The sequence below is a fragment of the Ureibacillus sp. FSL W7-1570 genome (assembly GCF_038593265.1).
GTDB lineage: Bacteria > Bacillota > Bacilli > Bacillales_A > Planococcaceae > Ureibacillus > Ureibacillus suwonensis.
This window is the reverse complement of record NZ_CP151979.1, coordinates 1,101,497-1,115,056: the sequence shown is the minus strand read 5'-3', so window position 1 is coordinate 1,115,056 and position 13,560 is coordinate 1,101,497. Positions and strand designations below refer to the sequence as shown.

Sequence of the window (13,560 nt, the reverse complement as noted above, 5' to 3'; positions counted from 1 at the left end):
AAGGTAGGTCCATCATGAGAAAAATTATTGTAGGTTCTCGAAAAAGCAAATTGGCACTGACACAAACTAACTGGTTCATCAACGAATGCAAAAAAGCCGGAATGCCGTTCGAATTTGAAGTCAAAGAAATCGTGACAAAAGGTGATAAAATTTTGGATGTGCAGTTGTCGAAAGTCGGCGGGAAGGGATTATTTGTCAAGGAGATCGAAAAGGCGCTCCTTGAGAAAGAAATCGATTTTGCCGTGCATTCGATGAAAGATATGCCGGCAGTATTGCCTGACGGATTGACGGTTGGCTGCATACCGCTAAGGGAAGACCCTCGGGATGCACTGATTTCAAAAAATCATGTGAAATTTAAAGATTTGCCGGAAGGTGCCGTTGTTGGAACAAGTTCATTACGGCGCAGTGCACAGCTTTTACAGGTGCGTCCGGACCTTGAAATCAAATGGATTCGCGGAAACATCGATACCCGCTTGAGAAAACTTGAAACGGAAGATTTTGATGCCATCATTCTTGCCGCGGCAGGTTTGAACCGCATGGGTTGGTCAAAGGATGTGGTAACGGAATATCTGGACACAACCATTTGTCTTCCTGCTGTCGCTCAGGGGGCACTGGGCATCGAGTGCCGTGAAGATGACGAAGAACTTTTGACGGAACTTGCAAAATTAACGGATGAAAATACGAAAAAAGCGGTGATTGCCGAGCGCGCCTTTTTAGCGGCGATGGATGGCGGCTGTCAAGTGCCGATTGCCGGTTATGCGACGGTGGATGGGGAAGAAGTGAAGATGACCGGTTTAGTTGCTTCTCCAGATGGTTCCATTTGTTATAAAGAAACAGTGAAAGGACAAAATCCTGAAGAAGTTGGCAAAAAACTTGCCCATATTTTAACAGAGCAAGGTGCCTATGATTTAATTGAAAAGGTGAAAGCGGAAAATGCATAAGCCGTTGGAAGGAAAGACAATCTTATTAACCGGTTCCAAAAAAACACAATCGATTGTTGACACGATTGTCCAACAGGGCGGGGAAGCGGTCGTTTGTCCGCTCATTAGAACTGTGGAAGTGACGGAAGCGGATGATTATGAACGATTGGCTTCCTGCAAGCATTATGATTGGCTTATTTTTACCAGCCAAAATGGAGTCGAGTTTTTTTGGAAAAAAATAGAGCGGCATCAATTCAATTTGTCGCAGCTTTCCGGTAAAATTGCAGCTGTAGGCGAAAAGACCGCCGCGTTGCTGGAGCGATATGGATTCACAGTCCATTTCATGCCCTCCATCTTCAGCGCTGACACCTTTGTAAAAGAATTTCCTTCCGTCAGTGGCGAATCCCCCAAATGTCTATTTATTCGGGGGGGATTGGCAAAGGATACATTAAAAAAAGGGCTGCCTTTTCCGATTGATGAATGGACGGTTTATACTACCGTTGAAAACAAGGAATCCATTGACAAAATCGTAGAAACGGTCCGAAACAGCAGACAGCCGATCCTCATTTTCGCCAGCCCATCGGCGGTGGATTGTTTCCATAAATATGCAGTGCCTGAAATCGGCTGGAACCAGGCAAAAATTGCTTGCATTGGTCATATAACAAAAGGCGCCGTTGAAAAATATGGTGCCCACGTTACATATTTTCCACAAAAATATACAATGCAGTCTGTCATAGAAGCGATTGCAAAAGGAGAGGAAATGTAATGTCAGAATTAGAATTCAGAAGACATCGTAGACTACGCTCAAATGCGACCATTCGTTCAATGGTAAGGGAGAACCATTTGCATAAGGAAGATTTAATTTACCCGATTTTTGTCATTGAAGGGGAAAACATCAAAAATCCTGTAAAATCCATGCCGGGTGTTTATCAACTTTCATTGGACAATTTGGATGCCGAAATTGACGAAGTGGTATCCCTTGGAATTCCTGCGGTGATTTTATTCGGAATTCCTGCCGAAAAAGATGCTGTAGGAACTGGAGCTTTCCATGATCATGGCATCGTGCAGAAAGCGACAAAACAAATCAAAGAACGTTATCCTGAACTGATGGTCATTGCGGATACATGTCTATGTGAATTTACGGATCATGGCCATTGCGGTCTAGTGGAAGGAGACAAAATTTTGAATGATCCTTCCCTTGATGTATTGGCCCGTACAGCGGTTTCCCAAGCAAAAGCGGGTGCGGATATCATCGCCCCTTCCAATATGATGGACGGATTTGTTGCGGCTATCCGCAAAGCTTTGGATGAAGCGGGATTCCAGGACGTGCCGATCATGTCCTATGCCGTAAAATACGCTTCCAGCTATTACGGTCCGTTTCGTGATGCGGCGGAAGGAGCGCCAAAATTCGGCGACCGAAAAACGTATCAAATGGATCCGGCCAACCGTTTGGAAGCGTTCCGTGAAGCGGAATCCGACATTGAAGAAGGAGCCGATTTCTTAATTGTGAAACCTGCCCTTGCGTATATGGATATTATTCGCGATGTGAAAAACCGTTATCCGGTTCCGGTGGTGGCTTACAATGTTTCCGGAGAATATTCAATGGTAAAAGCGGCGGCTTTGAACGGCTGGATTGACGAAAAATCCGTTGTATTGGAAACATTGGTGGGAATGAAGCGTGCCGGTGCGGATTTAATCATCACTTATCATGCAAAAGATGTAGCTCGTTGGTTGGAGGAGAAATAATATGCGTACGTATGAAAAATCAATCAAAGCATTTAAAGAAGCTGTCAATTTAATGCCAGGCGGGGTGAACAGCCCTGTACGAGCTTTTAAATCCGTCAATGGAGATCCGGTATTTATCGAATCCGGAGAAGGCGCCATTATCCGCGACATTGACGGCAATGAATATATCGACTATGTACTTAGCTGGGGTCCGTTGATTTTGGGACACTCCCATCCGGATGTGGTGAAAGCTATTCAGGAGCAAGCGGCAAAAGGTACTTCATTCGGTGCTCCAACTTTACTTGAAAATAAGCTTGCCGAAATTGTCATAGAGCGGGTTCCTTCCGTGGAGATGGTGCGCTTCGTTTCATCCGGTACGGAAGCGACGATGGCTGCGCTCCGTCTTGCCCGCGGCTACACTGGACGGGATATTATCATGAAATTTGAAGGTTCTTACCATGGCCATGGGGACTCTTTATTGATCAAAGCCGGTTCTGGTGTTGCAACGCTCGGCTTGCCAGACAGCCCAGGGGTACCGGCGGATGTGGCAAAAAATACGACAACGGCTCCTTATAACGATTTGGAAGCTGTAAAAGCGACATTTGAAAAATTGGGCGACCAAATTGCGGCGGTGATTGTGGAGCCGGTTGCCGGAAACATGGGGGTTGTTCCGCCAAAACCAGGTTTCTTGGAAGGATTGCGTGAAATTACGAAACAATATGGCGCGCTTCTTATCTTTGATGAAGTGATGACAGGATTCCGAGTGGATTATCATTGTGCCCAAGGCTATTATGGCATTGAACCGGATTTGACATGCTTAGGTAAAGTGGTTGGCGGAGGACTACCTGTTGGTGCTTATGCAGGAAAACGGGAAATCATGGAAAAAGTGGCGCCAAGCGGACCGGTCTATCAAGCTGGTACATTATCCGGAAACCCATTGGCGATGACTGCGGGGATTGAAACCTTATCCCGTTTAACTCCTGAGAGTTACGAATATTTTAAAAAGCTGGGAGACATGCTGGAAGAAGGAATCCGTGAAGCGGCAACAAAATACAACATCCCGCATACAGTGAACCGTGCAGGCAGCATGATCGGTTTATTCTTAACAAATGAGGATGTCGTTGATTTTAGATCCGCCCAAACATCCGATTTGGAACTGTTTGCAGAATATCATCGTCTCATGCTTGAAGAAGGGGTTTACTTGCCGCCTTCCCAATTTGAAGGATTGTTTATTTCCACTGCCCATACAGAAGAACATATCGCGAAAACCATTGATGCATTCCATAAAGTGTTTGCCAAATTGGCCCGCTGATGATCAGAGTGTCTTTTCCTTTAATGAAGGGAAAGACGCTCTTTTTTTGTCAAAATTTTTGAAATGCCATTTATCATACTTCGATTTTTCGGGCATAGAGTAGTACGGGAGGGAAACACATGGCAAAAATTAATTGGGAAATGATGACGCAGTTTATCTTTTCAAAAGAATACGGGATTGTCGAAGAAGTTGTATCGGTCCAAGTCATCCCCCGTTGGCAACAGGAAGAGACGGAAGATTCCATTCGTTTGACGGGCATTTATCATATCAAGTCGACGGTGAGATTCAATCCTGCGATCAAACCGAATTTCAGCGAAGGTACATTGATCGAATATATTGATTTGCAAGGCGATGAAGGATATTTTGAATATTCATTGCCTTTAGAAGTGGATTTGCCAAAGGAGAAAGTTGCGCAAACTTCTCAGCCGGAATTGCATGTTGAGGATATATCCTTTTTTGTATACGATGGCTCAAGCTGCACCTTTAAATGGGAAGTGAACTGCACTTTTGACGAGCCGGTGGCAGGCGCTTTATTCCAAGTGGAATCCGAAGAGAAAGTGGCGGAACGGGTAGCCGTAGTGGCCGCGAATACGGGGGAAGTTTTGGAAAGAGCCAAAACCGACCAGCCCCCTGCCACATTGGAACATCCACTGGTGAATGAAGAATTGAATAAAGTGCAGGAAAGTGCACCAAATTTCTCGGAAGCTATTGAAGATGAATCGTTATCAAATTACGTAGATTTCATCAGACCGTTGGATGAATCGGCAAATGAAAGCAATTCTATTCAAGGGGAACCAATCGGACATTCCCACTTTGTGGAAGAAGCCAAAAAAATCCGCAAAGAAGAGAATGAAGTGATACATGTTAATGAGTCTTCCAGCAAAATCATGATTGATGAAAAATTCAAGATCCCTTCAGATACGGATGATTTTTACAACGAACTTTCCGAATCCTATAGCCTTTTGAAATTTAAATAATATCTGTCCATAACAACCATGAAATGAGTGCGAGAATGAAAAGCAGCAGCACATCGCCCGTCGTTGGGACGAAGAGCGTGTGAATGGCGTGAAACACGGTGATCGGAATGCAAATGTGTTTTGCGTAAAAACGCACTTTTCGGAGCCAAGGGGGTAATAGCCAGGGATTATAACATTTTCTTCTTTTTTTTAAAAAAGACATGGAAATCACTCCTTTCATTTCCCTGAAACTTGAAAACTGCTGTTAAATTTTATACAATGATTTAAGCAGTTGAATATGCGGATGCAATGAATTGGAAGAGTAGAATGATGATGCATGCCACAGAGAGGAAACGGCAGCTGAGAAGTTTCCGCATGCAATCATTTGAAGGTAGCCATGGAGCAGCTTTTATGAATCCAGTAGTAAAAGCCGGTTAAACACCGTTATCGGAATGAGAGCTGTTTAGACGTTTTATGGTCTAAATGGAAAAAAGGTGGTACCGCGAACTCCTTCGTCCTTTTCGGATAAAGGAGTTTTTCTTTTTGCCAAAATTTGATTCAACTAAAGGAGGAACAGTCATGACAGAAAACGTGTCAATGCCGACAAAGTACGACCCGAAGTCTGTTGAGCAAGGTCGTTACAAATGGTGGTTGGAAGGAAAATTTTTCGAATCACAACCAAACAGCGATAAAAAACCGTATACCATTGTAATTCCGCCTCCAAACGTAACCGGGAAGCTGCATCTTGGCCACGCTTGGGATACAACATTGCAAGATATCATCATCCGCATGAAACGCATGCAAGGATATGATGCCCTTTGGCTTCCGGGAATGGACCATGCGGGAATTGCGACACAAGCAAAAGTGGAAGCCAAACTTCGCGAACAAGGAATCAGCCGCTACGATTTAGGACGCGAGAAATTCCTTGAAAAAACATGGGAATGGAAGGAAGAATACGCAAGCCATATTCGCGAACAATGGGCGAAATTAGGATTGTCTTTGGACTATACAAAAGAGCGGTTTACTTTGGATGAAGGTTTATCCGATGCTGTAAAAGAAGTGTTTGTACGTCTTTATGAAAAAGGATTGATTTACCGCGGCGAACGCATCATCAACTGGGATCCGGAAGCAAAAACCGCTTTATCCGATATCGAAGTAATTTATAAAGAAATCCCTGGAGCCTTCTATCACATGAAATATCCGCTTGCCGACGGTTCCGGCTACTTGGAAGTGGCGACAACACGCCCTGAAACAATGCTTGGAGATACGGCGGTAGCGGTTCACCCTGAAGACGAACGTTACAAACAGTATATTGGCAAAACAGTCATTTTACCGCTTGTAAATCGTGAAATTCCAATTGTGGCCGATGAATATGTGGACATGGAATTTGGTACAGGGGTTGTGAAAATTACGCCTGCCCATGACCCGAACGACTTTGAAGTGGGCAACCGCCACAATTTGGAGCGCATTTTAGTGATGAACGAAGACGGTACAATGAATGAAAAAGCGGGCAAATATCAAGGATTGGACCGCTTCGAATGCCGCAAACAAATCGTGGAAGATTTAAAAGCGCAAGGATACTTAATTAAAATCGAAGAGCATGTGCATTCTGTTGGCCACTCTGAGCGTACAGGTGCAATTGTAGAGCCTTACTTGTCAAAACAATGGTTCGTGAAAATGAAGCCGCTTGCGGAGGCAGCATTGAAATTGCAACAAGACGAAGAAAATAAAGTGAATTTTGTACCGCCACGATTTGAAAATACGTATCTTCATTGGTTGGAAAACATCCGTGACTGGTGCATTTCCCGTCAGCTTTGGTGGGGCCATCAAATTCCGGCTTGGTATCATAATGAAACGGGCGAAATTTACGTTGGCAAAGAACCGCCAAAAGATGCGGAAAATTGGACGCAAGATCCGGATGTATTGGATACGTGGTTCTCAAGTGCCTTATGGCCATTCTCCACAATGGGCTGGCCGGATACAAACAACAAATTGTATCAACGTTACTATCCGACAGATACGTTAGTGACAGGTTATGACATCATTTTCTTCTGGGTTGCCCGCATGATTTTCCAAGGTATTGAATTTACCGGCAAACGACCATTCAAAGATGTGCTCATCCACGGTTTGGTTCGTGACGGCGAAGGGCGAAAAATGAGTAAATCCCTTGGAAACGGTGTTGACCCAATGGATGTTATTGATCAGTACGGTGCGGACTCTTTACGCTACTTCTTGGCAACAGGTTCTACACCAGGCCAAGACCTCCGTTACACAAACGAAAAAGTGGAAGCAATCTGGAATTTTGCGAACAAAATTTGGAACGCATCCCGTTTTGCGCTTATGAACATGAACGGTTTGAAATACGAAGAAATCGATTTGACAGGCGAATTAAATGTCAGCGATAAATGGATTTTAACCCGTTTGAATGAAACGATTGAGAAAGTGACGGATTTGGCGGAACGTTATGAATTTGGTGAAGTGGGACGTGAATTGTATAACTTCATCTGGGACGACTTCTGTTCATGGTATATTGAAATGGCGAAACTTCCTTTATATGGCGATGATGAAGCGGCTAAACTCACGACCCGTTCAGTATTGGCTTATGTGCTTGACAACACGATGCGTCTGCTTCATCCAATGATGCCATTTATTACGGAAGAAATTTGGCAACATCTTCCGCATGAAGGCGAATCCATTGCCGTTGCCGAATGGCCAAAAGTGAGACCGGAATTTGATTTCAAAGAAGAGTCCGGCCATATGAAACTTCTTATGGACATTATACGTTCCGTGCGCAATATCCGTGCAGAAGTGAATACGCCAATCAGTAAAAAAGTGTCGCTATTCATTAAAGCGAAAGATGCGGAAACGGTAAAAATCCTGGAAGATAATAAAGCGTATATTGAAAGATTCTGCAATCCTGATCAATTGGTGATCGGGGTGGAAGTGGAAGCCCCTGAAAAAGCGATGACAGCCGTTGTTACCGGAGCGGAATTGTTCTTGCCGCTTGCAGGATTAATCAATTTGGAAGAAGAAATTGCCCGCCTCGAAAAAGAATTGGATAAATGGGCGAAAGAAGTGAAATTGGTATCCGGCAAACTTTCCAATGAGAATTTCGTGAAAAAGGCACCGGAAGCGCTCGTTGCGAAAGAACGCGAAAAACTTGCGGATTACCAAGAAAAATACGATACAGTGAAAAAACGTTTGGATGAGTTAAAAAACATGAAATAAAGCCGTGTTGAATTGAAATTCGCCGGATCGATGGAAACATCGGTTTGGCGAATTTTTGTTGGATGAACGGCGGTATTGGATAAGTCCCTTGGATTTTGGGTCATTGGATAGCCATTTGGGTGAGCGGGGGAATTATACTAGGAACTGTGGGTTAGCCGATCAAGTGAGTCATCCGAGCAAAAGAGGAGGAATTATCTGAGCAAGCAGGGTAGTCATCCGAGCAAGCAAAAGAACCATCCGCGAAAGCAGGAGAAATTAACCGATCAAGCTGCATCCGCACAAATCCGGGGATCAAACCGTCCGATCAATGAAATATTTTCAAAAGAGGCGAATCACCCAAAAAAGATGAGCGTCATTCGCGTATGAGATGGCATCAGTCTTACCATTTTTAATGCCACACCACCGCTTTTGGAGTAAAATAAGGGGAGGTTAGGAGGCGGATTCATTTTGTTTACATCAATGGAAGAATGCATAAAGTTTATGTACGGCTTACGGGCAGAAATACATAAAGGGGAGCCTTTTCATGCGATGAACAAAATTTTGCCTGAGCTCAACAATCCGCATGAAAAGGTGCCTTTTATTCATATCGCCGGTTCCAATGGAAAAGGTTCCACCGTCAATTATTTAAGAGAGATGCTGCAGCAGGCAGGATATAAAGTTGGAGCTTTTACATCCCCCCATTTGGAAAGGGTGAATGAACGCATTACAATCAATGGGGAGGAAATTTCGGATGAACGGTTTTTAGCCCTTGCCAATCATTTATTTCAAATCATTGAACAAATCGACGGAGAATATCCGAGCTTTTTTGAATTGATGACGCTCATTGCTTTCATGTACTTTGCGGAAGAACAGACAGATATCGCACTTATTGAAGCGGGAATTGGCGGCCGTTTTGACTGCACAAATGTCATCACGCCCCTTTGCTCCATCATTACAACGGTGTCGCTCGATCACACCCACATACTGGGGAACACGCATAAAGAAATTGCCTATCAAAAGGCGGGCATCATTAAAAGAAATGTTCCGGTGGTGACTGCTGTAACTGACAAAGATGCATTGGAAGTCATTCAACTTGAAGCGGAACAAAAAAACGCACCCCTTTTCATCTACGGAGAAGATTTCTTTGCCACAGATATTCGCATGTTGAATAATAAGCAGCATTTTACATACCAATTAGGAAATGTGAAATACAATGTTGCTTTACAAATGCTGGGGGCGCATCAAATTGCCAATGCTAGTTGCGCTTTGACCGCTGCAACGATTTTAAGAAGCATGGGATTTACCCGTTTTACCGATCAACGGATTCAATCCGCATTGGAAAATGCCTTTTGGCCGGGGCGTTTCGAACAAATTGGCGGGCAAATCATTTTGGACGGTTCCCATAATCCGGAAGGGACACAAGCCTTAATCGACACCCTTATCAGGCAATACCCGAACCAAAAGTATAAGTTCATCTACTCTGTGATGAGTGATAAAGATTATATCGGGAGTATCTCGATTTTGGATGAAGCGGCCCATGCCATCTTTTTCACGGAACTTCCCATACCGCGGTCTGCAAAGGCAAAGGAATTGGCCAGCCATTCAAAACATCCTTCCGTAGTGGTGAATGAAAACTGGAAGGAGCTGGTGGCAAAAGAAATGGAAAAGCTTCAAAAGGATGAACTGCTGATTGTGACGGGGTCCATCTTTTTTATCGCGGAAGTGCGGAAATTTCTAAAAGCGAAGGAAAGAAGCTTATGATATTGAACTTTGACCAATATAAAGAAAAATGGAATGTGGAAAGCGACCCTGCCATTAAACCGGGATTGGAGGGAATGAAAAAAGCGTTGACCCTTTTACAAAACCCTCACAAGCATCTCCGGGTTGTCCACTTGGCAGGGACGAACGGGAAAGGCTCCACCATTGCCTTTCTGGAACAAATTGCCCTTCATCACGGGCTTTCAGTGGGAAAATTCACATCCCCTTGCATTGTGGATGTGCATGACCAAATTCAAGTGAATGGCAAGCCGATCACTCAAGAACAAATGGACATTGTATTTCAGCAAATGAAAAAAGCGGGGGTGAGCGGCCTCTTAACGGATTTTGAGCTGCTTACCTGCGCGGCTTTTCTCCATTTTGCAAATGAAAAAGTGGATCTGGTTCTGTTGGAAACCGGATTAGGCGGATTGGAAGACAGCACAAATGTGGTGACTCCACTGGTTTCCGTCATTACAAGCATTGCATATGACCATACCCGAATTTTGGGCAATACCATTGAACAAATCGCTTATCATAAAGCGGGCATCATTAAATGCGGCAAACCTGTCATTGCCGGAAGTTTGCCGGAAGAAGCCTTTTCCGTCGTAAAGCGGAAGGCGACTGCTGAAAAGGCTCCATTATACGTTTATGGCGACTCCTTTTATGTTCAAGACGATATGCAGGGAGAAGTGTATGTGCACAAGCAGGAAGAAGTCATGATCGATCGCCTGGCAAGAAAGATGGCAGGGGAACATCAGAAAGTGAATATGGCATTGGCGATTTCCGCTTTTTTGGAAGTGGCGAAAATCTTCCAATTGGAAGTATCGAAGGAATCCATTCGTAAGGGAGTGGAAATGACAAGCCTGGCAGGACGGTTTGAGCGGGTGTTACCAAACGTATATTTTGATGGAGCCCATAATCCTGCAAGCGTCGAAAAACTTGTCGAAACCATTAAGCGGCGTTTTCCTGATGACACCATCCGCTTTGTTGTTGGAATGGTGAAAGATAAAGACATTGAGCAAGTGCTGCGATTATTGGAATCGGTTGGCGATGAATTTTATTTTGTCGATTTCGAAAATCCCCGGGCGGCGAAAGCGGAAGATTTACTGTGTTTGTCCCATGCGAAGAAGAAGGAAAAATTGCAGGAAATCATTCCTTTTATCCAATCGGCCGGAAATTTTGACGGAATAACGTTTGTCACCGGTTCTCTTTATTTGCTGGCTGAAATCCGGAATGGGCTGATCGATGCTACGCATGAGTCATAGATTCGAGCCTGCCGATTGATAGAAAACGATAAACCCTTTTCAGAAGAATTGATGCGAATAAATAACCTTGAATGCTCATTTTCAATAAAACATAAACATAAGAAATAATATGGGCGTTGTTCGGCCAAAAATCGTACGGATTCGTGATTGAAAAGGGTGATTCGATGAAATTTCCACATATCATTGGGCGGCGGGAAATGATGCGGGCGGCTCTATTAGGCTCTATTACGGGATTGGTAGGCGTTCTCGTATTTATTCTCATTTTGAATTCGATGGATTCAACTTATACCGAAAAAACTAAACAGAATGATTTGATTCCTGTAAGTTCCCAAAATACGGAAAAAACGGGTGAAGAAGAGCGTTTTACTGAGCAATTTTTTGCCAACCAGCACGGTGTATTTTCCACTTTTGAAAAAGCGACGGAGTTTGTGTACGGCTATCCAAGTCTAAATACGAGCGCCGTTGTTGAAATTGACGGAAGTTTTTATGTCTGGTCCAGCGTTGCTACGACGAAAGAAGGGGTTGTGCTATCGGAGGATCCCCCATCTTTTGTCAAGCCCTTTACTTTATCCGCCGCAGGATGCAAAAAGCCGGAATTACAAAACATTCCGTCTCTATTAAAAAATAAGGATCCTTCAAAAATAAATTTTCAAGGGGACGAAAAAGAGGAAAAAATGCCTTCCGACTGGGAGACGATCACCTATGCATTATCAAGCATTTCAAGCGATTCATCGGTGGTTCGGATGCATCTTTTAGCCCATTATTTCACCGGAAACGACTGTTTGAAAATCAAATTTTAACGGGCAAAAAATGGGCAAATTGTAAAAATCCTGTCGTTCGATGCATTTTTCAAAATGCCATTCCTCGGCTATATTATGTATAGGAGGAATGGAAATGAAATTTACAACAACACATCAACTCGTTTTAGCGTCAGCCTCACCAAGAAGAAAAGAACTGTTTTCGAAGTTGGGAGTCCCGTTCGAAGTCATTGCCAGCAGTGTGGAGGAAACATCTGTCCAAGCAACGGATTTCAAAGACTATGTCCAAAAAGTAGCGCTATTGAAAACGCAGGATGTGGCGACTCTTTGTCCCGGGAAAACGGTGATTGGTGCAGATACGATTGTCGTGTTCAATGATGAGCTTCTTCATAAGCCGAAAACGAAGGAAGAAGCGATTCAACATTTGGAAAAACTATCATCGAATCGCCATCAAGTGATGACGGCCGTGGCTATCATTACAAAAGATCGTCAGGCGGAATCCTTTGTGGAAGTGACCGATGTGTATTTTAAACATCTTCCAAGACCATTGATTGAAAAATATGTCGAGACGAAAGACCCCTTTGACAAAGCTGGTGGTTATGGAATCCAAACAGGTGGCGCCTTATTTATCGACCGGATTGAAGGCGACTACAATACAGTTGTCGGACTGCCGATTGCATCACTTTTTGAAAAGTTGGTGGAACTCAATATCATCGAACTGTAGGGGGTATGCTTGATTCATGTCCATCGGCACTTTTCCTGATTTGTTGATTCGCGATTTGCACGTCGATGATCGTCCAAGGGAAAGGTTAATTAAACAAGGACCTCAAAGTTTATCCAACCAGGAGCTCATCGCCATTTTGCTGAGAACGGGCACAAAGCGGGAATCCGTTCTATCCTTGGCCAATCGGGTGCTGATTTATTTTGAAAAATTGCATGAATTAAAACACGCCACTTTGGAAGAAATCATGTCGATCAAAGGGATTGGACAGGCGAAAGCGGTGCAGTTGCTTGCGGCGATTGAGCTGGGGAGGAGGCTTTCCCAAAAGCAGGTGGAGTCCCGTTTTACGATTCGCTCTCCGAAAGATGCCGCGTCTTTTTTGATGCCCGAAATGGCTTCTTTGCAACAGGAGCATTTTGTGGCGTTGTATTTGAACGTGAAAAATCAAGTGATCCATAAGCAGACGATTTTTATCGGCAGCTTGAATTCATCGATTGTCCATCCCCGCGAAATCTTTAAAGAAGCGGTGAAACGTTCGGCGGCTTCGATCATTTGCGCCCATAACCATCCAAGCGGAAATGCGGCGCCGAGCCCGGAAGATATTGAAGTGACAAAAAGGCTTCAGGAAGCCGGTTTTATCATCGGTATTGAATTAATTGACCACATCATCATAGGCGATCATCAATACTATAGTTTAAAAGAGCAAGGCTATATTTAATGAATGTGTCAATTATGACATGCTGATTCCAAAAAAGTCGAAAGTCCCCTATTTTTTGGATTTTCGGCTTTTTTCATGACAAGCATATTTCAGTGAACCAAAATCCGTAAAATTCGTCTTGTATTGAGTGGATTTGTAATGGGATTGTAAATTATAACAAGAAATTTTTCGTTGTGTCATCAACTATTTAGCAATACAATGATAAATGCGAAAAATGTAG

At 43.7% G+C, this 13,560-nt stretch carries 12 protein-coding genes and 1 other annotated feature; of the genes, 11 read left to right on the top strand and 1 reads right to left on the bottom strand.

The genetic code is table 11. From position 1 onward, the window contains the following. Positions 1 to 14 precede the first annotated feature (14 nt). From hemC to NST13_RS05380, 5 genes are all read left to right on the top strand, one after another. Complete coding sequence (gene hemC, locus NST13_RS05400; protein ID WP_342581601.1) at positions 15 to 941, top strand: hydroxymethylbilane synthase; 927 nt, start codon at positions 15 to 17, stop codon at positions 939 to 941. Then, entirely contained in the window at positions 934 to 1,686 is a 753-nt protein-coding gene (locus tag NST13_RS05395) for a uroporphyrinogen-III synthase (protein ID WP_342469062.1), read from the top strand. Before hemC ends, NST13_RS05395 begins: the two co-directional genes overlap by 8 nt. Further along, a complete protein-coding gene (hemB, locus tag NST13_RS05390; protein ID WP_342469063.1) occupies positions 1,686 to 2,666 on the top strand; it encodes a porphobilinogen synthase in 981 nt (326 codons plus the stop codon). The genes NST13_RS05395 and hemB overlap by 1 nt, the downstream gene beginning before the upstream one ends. A 1-nt stretch (position 2,667) precedes the next feature. Continuing rightward, on the top strand, positions 2,668 to 3,957 hold the full coding sequence (hemL, locus tag NST13_RS05385; RefSeq protein ID WP_342581600.1) for a glutamate-1-semialdehyde 2,1-aminomutase: 1,290 nt from the start codon (positions 2,668 to 2,670) through the stop codon (positions 3,955 to 3,957). 119 nt (positions 3,958 to 4,076) lie between these two features. Further along, entirely contained in the window at positions 4,077 to 4,934 is an 858-nt protein-coding gene (locus NST13_RS05380; RefSeq protein WP_342581599.1) for a hypothetical protein, read from the top strand. On the opposite strand, the gene NST13_RS05375 is transcribed toward NST13_RS05380, so the two are convergent. Continuing rightward, on the bottom strand, positions 4,927 to 5,136 hold the full coding sequence (locus tag NST13_RS05375; RefSeq protein WP_342581598.1) for a hypothetical protein: 210 nt from the start codon (positions 5,134 to 5,136) through the stop codon (positions 4,927 to 4,929). The genes NST13_RS05380 and NST13_RS05375 overlap by 8 nt on opposite strands. Before the next feature lie 77 nt (positions 5,137 to 5,213). Further along, positions 5,214 to 5,436: a binding site (T-box leader), on the top strand. A gap of 56 nt (positions 5,437 to 5,492) precedes the next feature. On the opposite strand from NST13_RS05375, the gene NST13_RS05370 reads away from it, so the two are divergent. From NST13_RS05370 to radC, 6 genes are all read left to right on the top strand, one after another. Further along, on the top strand, positions 5,493 to 8,141 hold the full coding sequence (locus NST13_RS05370) for a valine--tRNA ligase (RefSeq protein ID WP_342581597.1): 2,649 nt from the start codon (positions 5,493 to 5,495) through the stop codon (positions 8,139 to 8,141). Between the two features lie 447 nt (positions 8,142 to 8,588). After that, complete coding sequence (locus tag NST13_RS05365) at positions 8,589 to 9,881, top strand: folylpolyglutamate synthase/dihydrofolate synthase family protein (RefSeq protein WP_342581596.1); 1,293 nt, start codon at positions 8,589 to 8,591, stop codon at positions 9,879 to 9,881. Then, complete coding sequence (locus NST13_RS05360; protein ID WP_342581595.1) at positions 9,878 to 11,143, top strand: folylpolyglutamate synthase/dihydrofolate synthase family protein; 1,266 nt, start codon at positions 9,878 to 9,880, stop codon at positions 11,141 to 11,143. The genes NST13_RS05365 and NST13_RS05360 overlap by 4 nt, the downstream gene beginning before the upstream one ends. A 164-nt stretch (positions 11,144 to 11,307) precedes the next feature. After that, positions 11,308 to 11,943 (top strand): hypothetical protein, encoded by a 636-nt coding sequence (locus NST13_RS05355; protein ID WP_342581594.1) that lies wholly within the window; start codon positions 11,308 to 11,310, stop codon positions 11,941 to 11,943. Positions 11,944 to 12,037: 94 nt separating this feature from the next. Then, positions 12,038 to 12,625: a Maf family protein gene (locus NST13_RS05350; RefSeq protein ID WP_342469071.1), complete on the top strand. Its 588-nt coding sequence runs from the start codon at positions 12,038 to 12,040 to the stop codon at positions 12,623 to 12,625. 16 nt (positions 12,626 to 12,641) lie between these two features. Further along, positions 12,642 to 13,340 carry a DNA repair protein RadC gene (gene radC, locus NST13_RS05345; RefSeq protein ID WP_342469072.1) on the top strand — a complete coding sequence of 233 codons (699 nt, stop codon included), beginning with the start codon at positions 12,642 to 12,644 and terminating at the stop codon, positions 13,338 to 13,340. The last annotated feature ends 220 nt before the right edge of the window (positions 13,341 to 13,560 follow it).